Below are 17,161 nucleotides of genomic sequence, written 5' to 3' on the forward strand. Positions count from 1 at the left end.
ATCTAGAGCCCGATACCTCTAACATGCCCCCTTGATGAAAACTAATCTGGTTCCGGGTTGATCAGGCTCAATTCATTGAGATATCCAGATAATGTCTGAAATGTTTTTTTGTGATACCGTCAGTCAAGAAAAGTAACAAGTACTTGTCGAACGCCGGGGGTCACAATGGGAAATATTCATCTGTCTGCATTCTGTATGGCGGCATCAGTCCTGCTCTCCTTCCCCCTGAAAAGCCTCGCATCCTCACATGCCAGCGCATCTAATCAGTGCCAGGTGTTATCAGCAAGTGGTAATGCAGAGTATCCACCGTATCTATGGCGCGCACCGGATAACCCAAAGCAGCTGGTTGGTGCTATAGCCTTTATGATTGATGATATTGCTGAAGAGATCGGCATCCCTATCGAGCTAATTTATAGCGGCCCCTGGGGGCGGGTACAAAAAGAGGTTGCTGCTGGTCGCGTTGATATGATCGCCGGTGCTTTTTTTACTGAGGCCAGAACCGATTACATGAATTATATCTATCCCGAATTTCAAGGTACTGAAACAGCTGTGTGGTATAACCTGAACAACCCTTTCAACTATTCACTATGGTCAGACCTAAAACCTTTACGGGGCGTAACGGTGATCAATAACAGCTTTGGTCAGGATTTTGACCAATATGCAGCTCAGGAGCTGAATATCAGGCAGGTATCAAGCCTGGAACAGGGGTTGAAAATGCTCAGTGCAGGCCGGGTCGATTACCTGATTTATGAAAAAGAGCCAGCCATGGCTTATGTCCACCAGCTGTCAATTTCAGGCATTCAGTCCCATACAAAAGCAGTGACCCAGCAAAATCTTTATTTGACTGTCTCCCAAGCCTCTAAATGCAATACACCAGAACTTAAGAAAAAGCTGGAAACAGTGGTGACTTTATTTGACACCCAAAGCCGGATGCAAGGCTATCTGGAAAAGGCCCATCGGCTATGGACTGAGCAACAGCAATAAGCACTGCCTACCCGCAGTACAACGTGTTATCTCAAACGGAACAACACCCAGGCCATATAAAAAAGCGTCACTAAACTGATCGCAAACCAGACAAAAATCCACACACCCATAGGAATACCGGTTAGTTGCCATAGCGCATGGTGATCCCCTTTATCAGAGTAATCGAACAGATAGCTGGCCTTGGCAAAAACATCCACCATCATAAAGACGCCAATAAACTTCAAAAACAGATAGCCGTATCGGGGCCAATACAAAGCAGCAGCGATTGTGGCCATTAAGCCCGCTAAAATCAGCAACGTCACCAGATCCCGAATATGAAAAATGCCAACAGAAAACATCGTTCCTAACACACCGACTGCCAGCCAATATTTGATCCGACTATTTCGATCACGCACACCCAGCCCCAGCATAAAAATCAAAGCACCAAAGATCGGTGTTAACGCATAGCCCGCCAGAGCGGGTAAAACATGAGAGCTGGCCCAGTAATAACACGCCCCTGAACCATCCAAATTGAGTTCAATACGATCAATTTCACCACCCACTAACACAGCAACCAAACCATGGCCCAGTTCATGAAAATAGGTCGTAAAATAGCTAAAAGGAATCCCCAAGACAGACAGCTTAAGAGCGATAGCAAAACCTGCCATAATCAGCATCCAGCTTAAGCCCGATAGCTTACTGGAGGATGTTTGTGATTGTGCCTGTTTTTTTGCCTGTATTTGCGGCGAGATTCGTGAACGATAACGACCTGTCATAATAAATTCCTGCTCACAACATGCACCAATAGATGACAGCTAGTATCGGTTTAGAACTCGCCCTTTAGCCAGCGTTCACTGCCTTCGCTGATAAAATCCAGCACCGCACGGATCGCTGGCAGATGACGGTTATCTTTATGGCTGGCAATCCAGAGCGAAACCTCACGATGGTGGGGTAACTGGATCATTTTTAACCCTGGTATACGCTGACCAAACTGCTGTTGTAAGCTTAAAACCCCCAACCCCTGCAAACAGGCGTCAATCAGAAAGTCTGCATGATTACTGCGCAGTACCACCTGATTATTATCAATATCGATCAACTGCTGGGGATTGTAACGATAGGCCTTATGCTCAAACTTCAATAAGCGGTGCCCTGTCAGTGATTGGCTCTCATCCACAGGGAAACGTTGCAAATAGGCCTCACTGGCATAGTAGTAGTATTGAAAAGTCAGAAGTTTTTTCTGAGCGATATCCTGCTGTTCGGAACTGATATAACGCAGGGCTATATCAGCCTCCATATGTGCCAGACTCACCAGCTTATCATTTGTCAGTAGTACCAGCTCTATTTTGGGATATCGACGCTGAAACTCAGCCATCATAGGTGATAGCATATACTTCAGCACCATATCCGTTGAGCTGACGATCACCTGCCCTTGCGGTTCTGTCCGTTGTTGATTTGCCTGAGCACGGGCGATTTCGAGCACATGCTGCTCCATCTTACGCGCCTGTTCAATCAGTACCAGTGCTTCATCTGTGAAACAGTAACCCTGACGCTGACGTTGCAACAGAGGCCGACCATACCCTTGCTCCAGCTGACGTAAGCGACGGGAAATGGTGGTTTGATTGATATGAAGCTGACTGGCCGCTGCAGACTGGCTACCCGTATCGGACACAGCCAATAGAATGCGTAGATCATCCCAGTTTAGATTATGCATATTTGCAGCCTTTTCCTGCTTTTGCTCGGCTAGAAATGCGAATCCGCATAAAGTACATTTCCCCCTATCAAAGAGCAAGCGCGCCTGCTCCTGAAAGTACACTTTATTGCTTCAGGAGAATCATCATGCTGATAAGACTATGGCATTGGCTAAATAGAAAAAAACCTCAGGATTGGCAAGATCTATCAGACTATATGAAAAGAGACTGCTGGCCCGATAGGTAGGTTTATTCAGGAAAGGTCATCTAACAACATGATTCGCTCAAAGGTTAAGTGACAAGGTCACTCAACCTTTGATCGTTTAGCCACAAAGTTTCTATTGCATTAAGGAGTCAAGCCTAAAAACCTTCAAGAACAATTTTGCCAATGGTACGACCACTTTCCAGATCACCATGGGCACGCTTTAGATTAGTGGCATTAATGGTGCCGTAGTTTTCCCCTAAAGTTGTCTTCAGAGTTCCCGCATCGATCAACTCTGAAATCTCATTGAGCAGATCACGCTGTTTCGCCATATCCTCAGTTTGATACATCGATCGGGTATACATAAACTCCCAGTGAATAGAGACCGATTTGGTTTTAAGTTGCGCAATATCCAGTGGCTCACTGGGATCATCAATCAAAGCAAACCGACCTTGTGGGGCGATCACCTGAGCAATTTCACTAAAGTGCTGCTCAGTCGCGTTCAGGCTGATCACATGAGACACATGCTCAACGCCAATGCGCTTAAGTTCACTGCTTAAGGGTTTACGGTGATCGATCACATAGTCTGCCCCCAGGTCAGTCACCCATTGCTGGCTTTCCGGGCGGGAAGCTGTACCTATCACCAGAGCATCCGTCAATCTAGAGGCCAACTGAACCAGGATCGAACCAACACCACCCGCCGCGCCAACGATCAGAATGTGTTGTTTATGACTCTTTTCGGAATTGTCAGAACCAGCCGAAGCATAGCTCTTTTCTATACCCAAACGATCAAACAACACCTCCCAGGCAGTAATGGCCGTTAACGGAACTGCGGCCGCCTGAGCATTAGTCAAACGAGCAGGCTTACGGCCAACAATACGTTCATCAACCAGATGATATTCTGCATTGGTACCCTGACGGGTCAAATCACCCGCGTACCAGACGATATCTCCTGCCTTATAAAAAGTCACTTCATCGCCAACCGCCACGACCTCACCTACAGCATCCCAACCCAACACCTTATATTCACCGTCTTCAGGCTGCGCACGCATACGCACCTTAGTATCCACTGGGTTAACAGAGACTGCGGCAATCTTAACCAGCAGATCACGCCCTCTGGCAACTGGCATGGGTAGTTCAATATCCTGCAATGCATGTGTTTGAGTAATGTCCAGGCATTGCTGATAGCCTATGGCTCTCATGATGTATCTCCTATTTGGATTCAAGTAATAAGCTCGGATTAATTCTCAAGCTTGTATCTTTTTGGCCTGAGCAAGAGGGCTTAAGTAAGAGCTTATAGGCTTGCTCATTTCAATGGAGACATAATGCCGAGAGTTTAATAAACTAAAAACAGGGAAATCATTAATTCAATTTCAAATATTTTTTGATAAATGAACACTACAGACTTGGAACTCTTCGTCCGCACAGCGGATACAGGCAGTATTACCGCCTCTGCCAATCAATTGGGCATTACACCTGCTGCTGCCAGTGCCGCACTGAAGCGGTTAGAAAAACAGTTAGAAACGCAACTATTTATACGCTCTACCCGTCAGTTAAGAATCACTGCTGAGGGAGAACGTTTTCTGGTTTACTGCCGGCAGGCTCTGAGCAACCTGGATGAAGGTAAAGCGTCGCTGGCTGCAATGCGGGGGCAGATTGGAGGGGAGCTTAGAATGTCAGTGCCGTCAGATCTGGGCCGTAATATTATCCTGCCCTGGTTGGATGAAGTGATGGAGCAACATCCAGATCTCTCTGTACAACTGAGCATTGGCGATGCCTTATCAGACTTTTATCTGGATCGGGTGGATGTAGCGCTGCGTTATGGCGAGCTGGAAGATTCCAGTGCAGTGGCTTTTCAGATTGCACAGATCCATCGGATCGTATTTGCCTCACCGGATTATATTGCTCAGCATGGTGCGCCAGAGACACCAGAAGCACTTAGGCAGCATAACTGCCTGCTATATCGCTTAGGCAACCGGGTATTTAATCAGTGGCAACTGTGTCAGCAGGAGCAAAAACATCAAGTGCTGGTACAAGGAGACAGAAAAAGTAATGACGCCGAAGTGGTACGGCGTTGGGCCTTAGCAGGTAAGGGCATCGGTTTTAAATCCAATTTAGATCTCTACCAGGATCTAGAAAGCGGACATCTGATCCGCTTACTACCAGACTATCAATCCGAGCCGGTAGGCCTGTGGTTAATCTGCCCCAGTCGCAAACAGGTCACACCTGCCGTATTAATGCTGAGGGATCAGCTAAGGCAGCGTTGCGGGCAAGCGCTTAGACACTACCAGGATAGAATAGAGCCTGAATAAAACGCTGAAAAAAGGTTGAGCCCATCCACTATTCTTTTCTACGGTGAATTAAGCGCAGGTCAATGCGCTCCATTTTGCCATAGCGATATAGAAAAAACAGAGCATAAATCATCAATCGATTGAACCTCACTACCGCTATACTGTCCGATGGTGTAATGATTTAGTTGGAGCTTTTATGTCCTTTACTTCTTTTCGTTCGGCTACAATAACGACGCTACTCGGCACCAGCCTACTGTTATCCGGTTGTAATCTGATGCAGACACAAGCAAACAGTCCAATCAATGAACCCTTACAGAATACCTATTGGAAACTGACTAGCCTCAACGGTCAATATATCACGGTGCAGGAGGGGCAACGTGAGCCTCATATGATTCTGAAACAGGAGAACCGGGTACAAGGTTATTCAGGCTGCAACATGTTCCGGGGTAAGTTTGAGTTGAAAAAAGAACAGATTGAGTTTCAACCACTACTAATGACCCGACGAGCTTGTATCGGCGATAACGGCGTTGAATACAATTTGATGCACCTACTGCAAGGTGATGTTAAATGGTCTATTCAGGGGCAACAACTCAAACTGAATCATACCGAAAGTGAGAGTCATGCCACCTTCCAGGCGGTTCATCTGCAATAGTTCAGTTAGGGTTGGCATAATAAGTGCGATCCAAATTATTGATCCAATGATGATTCCAGCCGGACCTCAATGCGATAACGGCCAGGTGTTGTGTCAGTAATTTTTTTAAACAAGCGAATAAAAAAGCTCTGATTTTCATAACCCACGGAATAAGCGATTTCACGCACACTCATTGCGGTGGACAAAAGCAGCTTCTTCGCTTTTTCCACCCTTACCGCCTGCAGATACTCGGTAAAAGAGAGACCCGTGGCTTTTTTCAGACGTCGTTTCAATCCACTTTCACTAAGGCCAAACTGCTCTGCTACAGCTTCAAGCGATAATGCCTCCTGATGGTGCTCTTCCAGCCAATCTTGCACCTTAGCAATCGCCATATCCATATGATTTCTGCGCCCCGGTAATATAGGCGTAATATGCTCCGGTGAAGCCACCAAGCCATGAGCGGCACACAAGTGAGCAAACTTATCATCCCTATAGCGCCCCAGATGATACAAAATCGCTTCAATACCGCCCATTAGACTCCCGGTCGTAAACAAACCATCTGATTCAATAAAGGCGCTATGAGACGTAAATTGACTCTTAGGGAATAACTGCCGGAAACGAGCCAGAAAGGCCCAATGAGTCGCGATAATCTGTTGATCCAACAACCCGGCTTTACCCAGTAATAAAACACCGGTACTTGAGGCTAGTATAGGGACGCTTTGGGCTCTTTGTTGTTTTAACCAGTGTAATAACCTGTCTTCGTCGGGGATGGTCAACCCCAGTCCACTGCCTTCGATAGCCGGAATCACAATCAGGTCTGTATGCTGTAAATTTTCCAGGGAACAATCAGAATTAATCAGGGAACCGCTGGCCGTAGTAACCGTTTGACCATCGACAGTCACAATGGAGCATTTAAGATACTCTTCACGATAAATCTTCTTCTCCAAAATAGAAGCAATATGAACGAAATCCTTAATCGTCATGACATTCATCGCCCAACAGCGTTCATAAGCAAGAATGCTAATATGCATTTTTTATCCTTTTGGCCTAATCAGACTATATATTGACCTAAAGCGCTATCGCTTGACCAGCATTCGCTTCTTTATGCTATATCTGATCTCAGCGACAATGCATAACAACAATATGAAAAATATCACTATTTCCGAGCAATATCTGGATCTCTCTCAGGGTAAGATTTTTGTACGTCAATGGAGGCCAGATAACAGCGCACACCATGACCCAATCGTGCTATTACACGACTCCTTAGGCAGTGTTGATCTCTGGCGGGATCTGCCTCAGCAACTGGCAGCCCTGCTTAATCGACCGGTTATCGCTTATGACCGTTTGGGCTTTGGCAAATCCTCAGCACGTACAGAGTTACCTTCGGTCAGATTTGTTGCCGAGGAAGCTGAACTCTATTTCCCTCAGGTCTGTCAGGCATTAAATATCACCCGTTTTTACCTATTTGGTCACAGTGTCGGTGGTGGTATGGCACTGTTGATCGCAGCCAATAATGCCCATTGTAAAGGTGTAATTTCAGTCGCCACCCAGGCTTTCGTTGAAGAACGTACAAAAGAAGGTATCAGGGTTGCGCAGAAAGCCTTTCAAGACCCAATGCAGCTGGAACGCTTGAAAAAATGGCACGGAGAGAAGGCACAATGGGTGCTCTCTGCCTGGACTGATGTTTGGCTATCCGAAGATTTTTCAGACTGGAACCTGATACAGGAGATCAAGCATATTACCTGTCCAGCGCTGGTCATTCATGGTGAGGATGACGAGTATGGCTCCCGGGCCTTCCCTGAAACGATTAGGGATAATGTCAGTGGCCCAGTTCAAATGGAAGTTCTGTCCAATTGTGCTCATATGCCCCATAAAGAGCAAACGGAACAGGTGTTAGCACTCATTGAAGCATTTTTTGCTTAAACGAATGCTCTAATTGACCTCCCTGTCATTTTCTTGTGGGAAATAACTGGCGAGTTCACTCAGATGCTGCTCAATAAAGTCCGCAAAGACACGACTTCGCAGCGTCTGACGTTCTTTTTTAGGCAGAACTAAATAACTGTCAATACCCATCTCAATGCCTTTACTGTTAAGTAATACCAGCTGACCTGAGGCCACATCTGAGGCTACCTCATAATACTCAGCCAAGGCGACACCCTGCCCCATCCGTGCCGCCATCAGTGATTGGTAGTTATCACTATAGAAAATATTGGCAGCACAGCCTTTTACCTCGCCACTGGCAAACTGATTAAACCAATGAGTCCAGCCCCTGGCCCTATCATGCAGTAAAGGATAATTCAGCAACTCATTTTCATGTTCCAGAAGAGGGCGGTTGAGCATTAAAGCTGGAGAAGCAACAGGATATAAGCGGGTAGTATGCAACCTCTTAGTCTCTAAATGAGCGGTGTCATCTGGCAGACCAAAGCAAACACAGACATCAAACTCTTCAGGCAGTAGCGGGGTATTCGGCACAATCTGGCTCAAACGTATCGTCACTTCCGGGTAAGCCCGATTGAAACGCCCAATCACAGGCATCAGTAAGTTATTAGTGATTGAAGGAGTCGAGCAGAGAATCAACTCCCCGGTCATCGCCTGACTATCAGTGTCAAGCTGAATAATTCCCTGTGTAATTCTCTCAAGGCCTTCACTGACCGCAGCAAGTAAGCGCTGACCCGCTGGGCTCAAATAGAGTCGCTTATGTTTTCGAACAAATAGCTCCTGACCAAGCTGTGCTTCCAGACTTCTAATCTGCTGGCTTACCGCCCCCTGAGTCACGCCTAACTGTTCGGAAGCTTTGCCCAGATGACAATAGTTTGCTGCGGCTTCAAAAGCTCGTAGCGCATTAAGAGGGAGCTGGCGCCGGTCTACTTTCTTCATTTTAATAAACAGCACTTTTTGTTTAGATAAACTATATAGGAATATAAGTATTTATCGTTTTTTAACAGAAAAATTACTTGATAGCATCTCCTTCATCAAAATATCCGGTTTAAAACGATCGACTACTGCAGGAGCTATTCGCCACTGTAGCGTTATGAATCGTGCCGGAGGCCATCTGTATTTCACTCTCTATCGCTTTGTGCTGTCCTTAGAATATGCCAACCTGGGCCTGCGCACCGGAGAGTTATTGTTGAGAAAAGTGCTAATGAGTTTGTTTTCTTTGCGTCATAACCTGAATAAGCTAACCCGTATAGACTCTGTTTCAAGTGAACAAAGCGGCCTCTGGATTATGATTCTGGCCATGATGATCATCCCCTCAGTGGACGTTCTGGCCAAGCTCTTATCACCAGAGTTATCACCTGTACAGATCAGCTTTCTACGCGTAGCGGTACAAGCTATTTTTCTGTTATTGGCATTAAGAAAGCTACCCAAGCTGCTACACCCTATCACTCTAACCAGTCGACTATGGTTATCCAGTATATTGGTTAATATGGCGGTGACTTTTATGGTGTGGTCCTTAGTTTCTCTGCCAGTTGCCAACGCCGTAGCCCTGTTCTTTATCGAACCTCTATTGGTGATGCTGCTGTCATCTCTGTTATTGCAGGAACGCTCTACTGGGCTTAAATATTTTTTAGCTTTTATTGGCCTGACCGGCGCCTTGGTCGTTATTCGCCCTAACTTCCAGCTCTATGGCTGGTCATCGGTACTGCCTATGCTGGCAGCTCTGTTTTACGCCTTGTACCTGATCAGTGTACGAACCATTCGTAATCAGATCTCTACTGCAGAGATGCAGGCTTATATCAGCCTGGCAGGCATTTTTTTGCTGGGCAGCGCTTTATTGCTCAGCCAAAACAGCGGGATGGCATTACTGAACTGGTCACCGATTCAGGATAAGCACTTGCCTTTGCTAGCCATGCTGGGCTTTTTCTCCGCCTTGACTCACTTTATGATCAGCAAAGCCTTTACCCTGAGCAAAGCCAGTAATCTGGCACCGTTTCGCTATCTGGAAATTATTGGTGCAACAGCATTAGGTTATCTGATTTTTGGCGACTACCCAGACATGATGACCTGGTTGGGTACAGGTATTATTCTGGGTTCAGGTTTATCACTGATTTATCTGGATAAAAAAGAAGCGAGGGTAAGCGGTGCATAACCCAAAACCAAGACCCGCAATACCACTTGTATCTATCCAGGCAAGAAAGATAGGTAGATAGGTAGGTAAACAGTAAGTATTGCATCTATAACAAGGGCAAAATGAAGATAGACGCGCAGCAAAACAGCCTAATATACAAAACCCCTGTAAAAAAACAGGGGTTTAAATCTATTCTTGGATTAAAACGTCGGAACCAGTATCAAAACAGTTCTATATCCTCGCCCATACGCGGTTTTTCACGCTCTTTTGTACTCCAGTCACTGTCAGTGACCTTAAAGGTGCTGATCAGGTCTTGCAGCTTGGCACTCAGACTCTTCAGGTCATCGCCAAAGCTAATGGTCAGCTGACCCGATTTCAGTGTTTCACGGAAATACTCGTCCATTAGCTCAAAGTTGCTTTCTACTCTGGTGAAGTTCTCACCCTGCAGGCTGATTGCTTCCAGAATCTCCTCAGAACAGCTGCGGATATGCATAATAGCGCCATTAATCTCATCCAGACTACCGCGACTGGCTTCTACCAACGCCTGGCTGGCACGTGCCTCTTCAGCACTCTCCTGCATAATACCTATAACTTCCTGAGTTTCCTTACGAATGGACTCCACCATCGCCTGAACCTCAGCGGTAGACTCATGAGTTTTACCCGCCAGACTTCTCACTTCATCCGCCACAACCGCAAAACCACGACCGGCTTCTCCGGCGCGAGCCGCTTCAATTGCCGCATTCAGTGCCAGCAGATTAGTCTGTTCAGCAATATTACTGATCACATCAATCACACCTTCAATACGTTCACCACTCTCACGCAGACGCTTGATGGTTTCCTCTGAACTACCTACCCGAGATGCCAGCTGATCCATGGTATGACTGGATTTCACAACAATTTCAACACCGTGTTGAACACGTTCATAACCCTGAGTACTGGCCGAAGAGATACGCTCTACCGCACTGGCTACAGAGTCAGCTGCGGCGCGGGTCGTATCCATACATGCATGAACCTTCTGACTCTGCTCATTTTGCTTCATTATGCGGTCTTGTACATGGTTGTTATTGGATTCAAGCTCATTAGCCATAGGGATCAGACGCACGACGGACTTCATCACACCTGCAACAGTATTGTCCGTTTTCGCCAGAAAATGGTTAAAAGAAATCGCCAGATCACCAATTTCATCCTTCTTGTTCTCTGGTAAACGCTTAGACAAATCACCATCACCTTTGCCCAACTCTTCAACCAGGTCATGCATACGCACGATAGGCTTCAAGACAAAGAAATGCAGACCACTGATCAGCAATAGCATCAAAATAGCCAGTAAGGCGGTAAAAAGCATGCTGCTGTTCTGGGCGTTTTTACCGCTTGCAATTGCCGCTTTCAGTGCGGCCTGAGTATTCGCAGTATGTTTAGCCATGAGCTCATCAATACGACCGTAAATCGCCTCGGCTGCAGTATCAAAGTCGGCCATCATCAGATTGCCTGTAGCAGGGCCACCAGCAACATAGCCTTCAGCCATAACCTGGCCTGCCAGATAATATTCTTCAAATACAGGCAACAGCTCTTTATAAAAGCTTGCATTGACAGGGTCCAATTGGATCAACTCTTGTGAGCGCTTGCGAAACAGATCAGCATTTTCCGCTGCGACATCAAAGCCATCGTTCAAACCATCAAGGCCACGGGTCGCACTAATATCTGTCAGCCACTGCTGCACCTGAATAACAGCAACCTTCATATCATGGGCTTTTTCAAGCTGAGGCAGACGCTCATTAGCCAGACCTTCTACACTACTGATGACAGAAGAAGTATCCTGACGCAGAAAGATCATCTGAGCCACCAGAAATATAATACTGACAGTCGCAAAAGCGACCGTTTTGCTTTTGAGGGTCATTAGCACAATGAATTCACCTTGTTGTTTGCTCTGCCAGCGATTTTACACAAATAGATAAAACCACACAAAAATATCGCATATAAAATACACATTAAAAAAGACAATATAATCTTATAGTTATCGGCTATATCACCCCTTAAACTAGAGTAAAATCCTAAATTTACAAAACGCCAGTCACCTGTCTACCCGTTAACAGCCAGTGAGGCCTGCTTCCTGCATTTGGCATATATCACTATCTGTCGCCTCATGCTATGGCAATACTATTCAGTCCACTCTACAAAAATAGAGGAAGATGCACCGTTTCAATTCAGGTTTGAAGATTGCCAGGCAAAAAGCTATTTACCAAAATTTCCTTAAATATATAGACTTTTTGCAAGATAGTGTTTTCCTTAAAGATAAGTGTACATTAACAGGCTATAATTACCCAGCCTGCCCCCGACAAGCATGACTTATAATTACAGAAAAACTAGATAAATTAGCAGGATGGAGTTTACTTGATGACGGATCTGAAATCCTCTGGGACAGATGTCCTGCAAGAAGGTTACTGCCTGGCCCGCCAGCCTATCTGTACTGCGACATCAGACCTGGCCGCTTATGAACTGCTGTATCGTAATAATACTCAAACGACCCAGGCTTACGTAAATTGCCCCAATGAAGCTACCGCTCGAGTGCTGACACTGGCTTTTATGGATATTGGTATAGATAAGCTTGCTGGGTGTTTGCCGGTCTTCGTCAATATGACCGTTGAACTACTACTTAAAGAAGATCTGTTACCAGAACCCGCTGACAGAATTGTACTGGAAGTTCTGGAAGATATTGAGCCTACTCCCGATGTTCTGAATGCTCTGAAAAGATGGCGCGCCAAGGGCTATAAAATCGCTCTGGATGATTTTGTTCTCACTCAGAAAACCAAAGCCTTCCTGCCTTATGCTGATATTATCAAGCTGGATATTATGTCCTGCTCTCAAGCAACCCTTGAGAAGCGAATGGAGATTCTTAAGCGCTTGCCAAATGTGACTTTTCTGGCTGAGAAGGTGGAAACCTGGGAAGAGTTTGAGTACTGCAAATCACTGGGTTTCGATCTTTTTCAGGGTTACTTTCTGTCAAAGCCCGAAACATTGGATAACCATTCCAAGTCCGATAATGAAATAGTAAAAACCCAGCTACTGGGTGAGATTTATCGGGAAGAGCCCGATATTGAAGCACTGGAGAAATTGATCTCTCAAGACCCTCAACTATATTATCGCATCTTGAAATATGTGAACTCGGCCCGTTACTCCCTACCCAATCAGATTGAAAGTCTTAAGCATGCGTTAACTTTACTGGGTCTTCAGCAGCTACGAGCCATTATCAGCATGATTTCACTGGCAGGTTCCAGTAAAAAAGGTCCAACACTGTTGTCCATTGCACTGCTACGTGCGCGCATGTGCCAGTATATTGCCCAAAAACGTGGAGCAAATGATATCGATCACTTCTTCACCATAGGTCTACTGTCCATGCTTGATGCTTTTTTCCAGCGCCCTCTGGATGCTATCATCGGCGAGCTGCCACTACACACCAAGATTAAAGATGCCTTACTGAATAATGAGGGCATGGGCGGCGAGGTCTTGAGTGCCATTAAGGCTTACGAAAAGGGTAACTGGGATTATCTCGATGACACGGATTTTGATCGAACGTTAATGGCCAGAGCTTACCTGGATGCCATGATCTGGGCGGAAGAGCTTTCCTCTTTTGCATAAAGCAACCAGGCTGGAATAATTCTCTTCTGTCACTACTTTCTATATTTAACCCTCCTCTGTATCGACAACAACCCTGGCTGCGTATGCCGTAACCGGGGTTTAATCCATCGCCACGTAGGATTTTATGAGTCTCTGGGCTAAGCCTGCCAAATATACTGGTGACAAATGTACCCACCAATAATCCTGCAAAGTAGTTCTGCACACACTTCCAATGCTGCACCAATACTAACAGACCAAAGAAACCAAACACCGATTAAATTTGCAAATAGAAATTATTATTATTTGCTGTTATCTTGTCACTGATCGCCTGATACGAAAATAGCAACGTCATGCAAGATACAGCTTTTCAACGAATCCAACGCAGCCTTGACCATATTCATAACCACCTTGACGAGACACTGACTGTCGAATCTTTAGCTGAGAAGAGCTGCTGGTCACGCTGGCAGTTCCAACGGGTATTCAACCACTTTACCGGTTTGACGGTGGCGCAATATATCCGCGAATTGCGCCTGAGCAAGGCTGCAGAGTTTCTATTGACCAGCAAGCAAAAACAGCTGGATATTGCTTTGATATGCGGTTTTGATTCTGAGGTCAGCTTTAGCCGTAGCTTCCGACAGATGTTTGGCTGCACACCAGGCCACTATCGTCGACGAGGAAAACGTATTGGTCTGAAAACACCAATGGTGCCACTTCAATGGGGGGTGTCATTGCGTGGATCGTTAGCTCTTGCTCAAGAGGCGCTAACCCCGACGGGTTTGGCTTATTCACCGGATCAAGTACAGCGTCAAAGTTCAACCTTTGTCCAAGACTCTATTTTGCCTAAAGAACTGGAGCATAAATTGTTGCAGATCCGGGTGGAAAGCCAGCCAGAAATGCAAGTTCTGGGCGTAACCGATCAGATTCAGGGTATTTTTGCCGACAAGCCTGACTTTTCCTCCAAAGTACCTGAGATCTGGCGTCACCTGCAGGAACAGCTGTCATGCAGAGAAACGGATCTTAAAAGCTATAAGCACCAGGGTATTGGCGTATTAGACACCAGAGCTTTGGACGATGGCGATACCTTTATTAACTATTGGGCCTGTATTGATAGCACAGGTTTTGATCACTCCCCTCTTGATAAAACTCATGGTCAGCAGCAGCCCTTATTACAACAACTGACCATTCCCGCTCAGGAATATGCAGTGATCCCTTTTTCTGGTCCAGCTCATCTAATGGATGACACCTTAGCTTGGTTTATCTACCACTGGCTGCCTGGCTCAGGTTATAGCGGTATCAATCAGTTTGATCTGGAGATCTACCCCAGGGGTTTTGTCTCTGATGGGCAGCATCTGGAACTGGAATACTGGGTACCAGTAACCGCTCAGTAGCCCTTCTGTGGCCGTTTGCACCAAATGGTTAAGTCTGATATCAATGAAAAAACTATTATTGAGAATAATTCACATTTAGATATTAACTCACTTTTATATCAGAGCTTTTCAATAATTGTTTTGTTCGGAGACCCCCATGAATACACCAACTTCAACACATTGTCTGGATTGGTCATCAAAACCAAGCTTTAAGCCTCGCATACTGGCTTTAGCCATTGCTACGGCCTTTGCTTCAGAGTTAATGGCTGCACAGGATAGTACGACAGCGGATAAAACAAACGTGCAGGATGATCTGGTGATTTATGGTGGTACCTATCGTAATACCGCAACCAAAACGGCATTAAGCGCCGAAGAAACGCCACAGGGCTACTCGGTGATTGATCAGGAAGAACTGACTATGCGTAATGCCGATTCAGTCGCCACAGCTCTGCGCTATAGCACAGGTGTTAATACAGAACTGCGTGGTGGAGCCGTTACTCGTCTGGATCTGTTTACTATTCGTGGTTTTATCAATTACCAGAACTCCTACGATGGCCTGCAGCTTCTGTTTAACGACTGGAACCTGCAGCCTCAGATCGACGCCAAAGCCCTTGAACAGGTTGAGGTGTTTAAAGGCCCGACCTCGACCCTTTATGGCAGTATGCCGCCGGGTGGTATGGTCAACCTGATCAGTAAAAAGCCACAACAAGACGCGACTCACAGTATTGAACTGGCCACCGGTAGCCACAGTAAAAAAGAAGCCAGCTTTGATTCCACAGGTCAGATTGGTGATTCCGACGTTTCTTATCGTGTGATTGGTTTAGCCCGTGAACAGGATTCCCAGGCCGATACCGCAGGTGATAAACGTACTCTGATCGCGCCATCCATTGATTGGCAGGTGTCTGACAAAACGCTGATCAACTTCAACCTGTACTATCAGGATGACCCTGAGATGGGTATCTACAGCACCTTGCCTGCAGCGGGTATGTTCCGTGATAACCCCAATGGACGCTTTGATCAGAATAGCTTTTCCGGTGATAAAAACTGGAATGCCTACGAGCGGGAGGTCACCCTACTGGGCTATAAGGTTAACCATCAGTTTAACGATAACTGGACCTTGTTACATAACGCTCGTTATATGGATGCCACTGCATATCAGGAAAACACCTACACGTCCTATCTTGATACCGATATGCGCACCCTGCATCGTCGCGCCTATCTGACCAATGAAACCAGCGAAACGATCACCATCGACAATCAGCTGTCTGGCGTGATCCAGACCGGCGCTATCGAACATAACCTACTGCTGGGAATGGATTACCAGAAACTGACCTCCGATATCCGTTACGAAGACAACGCCATTGCTGCTTTAGATCTATTCAAGCGCAATAACAGTCTGGTAGATCGCAACACACTGGATATGACCGACACTATCTATAGCAGCGACTTCACCAAGAAGTTTGAGCAAACCGGTGTTTATCTACAGGACCAGATGAAAATCGATCAACTGGTGTTGATTGCAGGTGTCCGTTACGACGACTACAAAGGCTCAGAAAGCGGGAAGAAATACGGCGTCAGCACCGATACAGAACTCACCGAGGAGCATGTTTCTGGTCGTATCGGCGCCCTGTATCAACTGGATAGCGGCTTTGCCCCTTTTGTTAGCTACGCCGAAAGCTATCAGCCTGAAACCGGTGTGACCCGCAATAACGAAGAGTTTGAGCCTTCCACCGGTAAACAGTGGGAAGCGGGTGTGAAATACAGCGCTCAGGATGGCCGCCTGTCCGGCTCCTTGGTGGCGTATCAGATCACTAAGGACAATGTGCCTACTCGTGATCCTAATGGTTCGCCCTATGATCTGATTCAAGCCGGTGAAGTGGAGTCCAAAGGTATCGAGCTGGAACTGAACGCTCAGATCTCCAACAACCTGATGCTGTCGGCCTTCTATTCTCGTCAGGATGTTGAAGTAACCAAAGACAACAACGGGCTGCAAGGTAAAACACCAGTATGGACACCTGAGCAGACACTGTCTATTTGGGCCAACTACGATATCTACACAGGCACTTTAGCCGGTACAACGCTGGGTTACGGTATTCGCCATATTGGTAAAGCCCAAATGGATGCTATGAATACCGATACAGTTCCCTCTGCCACTCTGATGGATCTGTCAGTAGGGTATGACCTGGCAGGCTTAAGCACAGCAGCTTCCGGTGCCAGCGTCCGTCTAAGCGTTAACAACCTGTTCGATAAAGAGTCCTACTCCTGCTATGACAGCAATAATTGCTGGTTTGGTGCCGAACGTACCGTGGAAGCCAGCCTGAAGTATGACTTCTAGCAC

Annotated in this window: 14 protein-coding genes; 8 read left to right on the forward strand and 6 right to left on the reverse strand. The window is 46.3% G+C overall.

Features of this window, described 5'->3' with window-relative positions:
- Window positions 1-165: 165 nt before the first annotated feature.
- Window positions 166-984, forward strand: a complete 819-nt coding sequence (locus H579_RS0101915) for a substrate-binding periplasmic protein (RefSeq protein ID WP_028299256.1) — start codon at window positions 166-168, stop codon at window positions 982-984.
- A gap of 26 nt (window positions 985-1,010) precedes the next feature.
- On the opposite strand, the gene H579_RS0101920 is transcribed toward H579_RS0101915, so the two are convergent.
- The 3 genes from H579_RS0101920 to H579_RS0101930 all read right to left on the reverse strand — a co-directional run bounded on the left by H579_RS0101920 (window position 1,011) and on the right by H579_RS0101930 (window position 4,055).
- Window positions 1,011-1,739, reverse strand: a complete 729-nt coding sequence (locus H579_RS0101920) for a M50 family metallopeptidase (protein WP_028299257.1) — start codon at window positions 1,737-1,739, stop codon at window positions 1,011-1,013.
- 50 nt (window positions 1,740-1,789) lie between these two features.
- Window positions 1,790-2,674, reverse strand: coding sequence for a LysR family transcriptional regulator (locus H579_RS0101925; RefSeq protein WP_028299258.1), 885 nt, complete (start codon window positions 2,672-2,674; stop codon window positions 1,790-1,792).
- Window positions 2,675-3,011: 337 nt separating this feature from the next.
- Complete coding sequence (locus H579_RS0101930) at window positions 3,012-4,055, reverse strand: zinc-binding alcohol dehydrogenase family protein (protein WP_028299259.1); 1,044 nt, start codon at window positions 4,053-4,055, stop codon at window positions 3,012-3,014.
- 189 nt (window positions 4,056-4,244) lie between these two features.
- Here H579_RS0101930 and H579_RS0101935 point away from each other — a divergent pair, with 189 nt between their 5' ends.
- Window positions 4,245-5,165, forward strand: coding sequence for a LysR family transcriptional regulator (locus H579_RS0101935; RefSeq protein ID WP_028299260.1), 921 nt, complete (start codon window positions 4,245-4,247; stop codon window positions 5,163-5,165).
- A 175-nt stretch (window positions 5,166-5,340) separates the two neighbouring features.
- A complete protein-coding gene (locus tag H579_RS0101945) occupies window positions 5,341-5,796 on the forward strand; it encodes an META domain-containing protein (protein ID WP_036565075.1) in 456 nt (151 codons plus the stop codon).
- 35 nt (window positions 5,797-5,831) lie between these two features.
- On the opposite strand, the gene H579_RS0101950 is transcribed toward H579_RS0101945, so the two are convergent.
- Window positions 5,832-6,806, reverse strand: a complete 975-nt coding sequence (locus tag H579_RS0101950; RefSeq protein WP_051227225.1) for a GlxA family transcriptional regulator — start codon at window positions 6,804-6,806, stop codon at window positions 5,832-5,834.
- Window positions 6,807-6,858: 52 nt separating this feature from the next.
- Here H579_RS0101950 and H579_RS0101955 point away from each other — a divergent pair, with 52 nt between their 5' ends.
- Window positions 6,859-7,698: an alpha/beta fold hydrolase gene (locus H579_RS0101955; protein WP_245583194.1), complete on the forward strand. Its 840-nt coding sequence runs from the start codon at window positions 6,859-6,861 to the stop codon at window positions 7,696-7,698.
- A 9-nt stretch (window positions 7,699-7,707) separates the two neighbouring features.
- Here H579_RS0101955 and H579_RS0101960 read toward each other — a convergent pair whose 3' ends face one another.
- Window positions 7,708-8,652 carry a LysR substrate-binding domain-containing protein gene (locus tag H579_RS0101960; protein WP_028299264.1) on the reverse strand — a complete coding sequence of 315 codons (945 nt, stop codon included), beginning with the start codon at window positions 8,650-8,652 and terminating at the stop codon, window positions 7,708-7,710.
- Between the two features lie 154 nt (window positions 8,653-8,806).
- Here H579_RS0101960 and H579_RS0101965 point away from each other — a divergent pair, with 154 nt between their 5' ends.
- Entirely contained in the window at window positions 8,807-9,865 is a 1,059-nt protein-coding gene (locus tag H579_RS0101965; protein ID WP_028299265.1) for a DMT family transporter, read from the forward strand.
- Between the two features lie 199 nt (window positions 9,866-10,064).
- Here the strand turns inward: H579_RS0101965 and H579_RS0101970 are convergent, their stop codons facing one another.
- Window positions 10,065-11,738 carry a methyl-accepting chemotaxis protein gene (locus tag H579_RS0101970; RefSeq protein ID WP_028299266.1) on the reverse strand — a complete coding sequence of 558 codons (1,674 nt, stop codon included), beginning with the start codon at window positions 11,736-11,738 and terminating at the stop codon, window positions 10,065-10,067.
- Window positions 11,739-12,235: 497 nt separating this feature from the next.
- Here H579_RS0101970 and H579_RS23890 point away from each other — a divergent pair, with 497 nt between their 5' ends.
- The 3 genes from H579_RS23890 to H579_RS0101985 all read left to right on the forward strand — a co-directional run bounded on the left by H579_RS23890 (window position 12,236) and on the right by H579_RS0101985 (window position 17,158).
- Window positions 12,236-13,477, forward strand: coding sequence for an EAL and HDOD domain-containing protein (locus H579_RS23890; RefSeq protein ID WP_051227226.1), 1,242 nt, complete (start codon window positions 12,236-12,238; stop codon window positions 13,475-13,477).
- Window positions 13,478-13,806: 329 nt separating this feature from the next.
- Complete coding sequence (locus H579_RS29040) at window positions 13,807-14,844, forward strand: AraC family transcriptional regulator (protein ID WP_028299267.1); 1,038 nt, start codon at window positions 13,807-13,809, stop codon at window positions 14,842-14,844.
- Between the two features lie 136 nt (window positions 14,845-14,980).
- A complete protein-coding gene (locus tag H579_RS0101985) occupies window positions 14,981-17,158 on the forward strand; it encodes a TonB-dependent siderophore receptor (RefSeq protein WP_084623824.1) in 2,178 nt (725 codons plus the stop codon).
- Window positions 17,159-17,161: the final 3 nt, after the last annotated feature.

Source organism: Oceanospirillum beijerinckii DSM 7166, assembly GCF_000422425.1.
Classification (GTDB): domain Bacteria; phylum Pseudomonadota; class Gammaproteobacteria; order Pseudomonadales; family Halomonadaceae; genus Oceanospirillum; species Oceanospirillum beijerinckii.

Coding starts and splice junctions, on each gene's coding strand:
- H579_RS0101915 (WP_028299256.1), top strand. CDS start 166: ATGGGAAATATTCATCTGTCTGCATTCTGTATGGCGGCATCAGTCCTG.
- H579_RS0101920 (WP_028299257.1), bottom strand. CDS start 1,739: ATGACAGGTCGTTATCGTTCACGAATCTCGCCGCAAATACAGGCAAAA.
- H579_RS0101925 (WP_028299258.1), bottom strand. CDS start 2,674: ATGCATAATCTAAACTGGGATGATCTACGCATTCTATTGGCTGTGTCC.
- H579_RS0101930 (WP_028299259.1), bottom strand. CDS start 4,055: ATGAGAGCCATAGGCTATCAGCAATGCCTGGACATTACTCAAACACAT.
- H579_RS0101935 (WP_028299260.1), top strand. CDS start 4,245: ATGAACACTACAGACTTGGAACTCTTCGTCCGCACAGCGGATACAGGC.
- H579_RS0101945 (WP_036565075.1), top strand. CDS start 5,341: ATGTCCTTTACTTCTTTTCGTTCGGCTACAATAACGACGCTACTCGGC.
- H579_RS0101950 (WP_051227225.1), bottom strand. CDS start 6,806: ATGCATATTAGCATTCTTGCTTATGAACGCTGTTGGGCGATGAATGTC.
- H579_RS0101960 (WP_028299264.1), bottom strand. CDS start 8,652: ATGAAGAAAGTAGACCGGCGCCAGCTCCCTCTTAATGCGCTACGAGCT.
- H579_RS0101965 (WP_028299265.1), top strand. CDS start 8,807: ATGAATCGTGCCGGAGGCCATCTGTATTTCACTCTCTATCGCTTTGTG.
- H579_RS0101970 (WP_028299266.1), bottom strand. CDS start 11,738: ATGACCCTCAAAAGCAAAACGGTCGCTTTTGCGACTGTCAGTATTATA.
- H579_RS23890 (WP_051227226.1), top strand. CDS start 12,236: ATGACGGATCTGAAATCCTCTGGGACAGATGTCCTGCAAGAAGGTTAC.
- H579_RS29040 (WP_028299267.1), top strand. CDS start 13,807: ATGCAAGATACAGCTTTTCAACGAATCCAACGCAGCCTTGACCATATT.
- H579_RS0101985 (WP_084623824.1), top strand. CDS start 14,981: ATGAATACACCAACTTCAACACATTGTCTGGATTGGTCATCAAAACCA.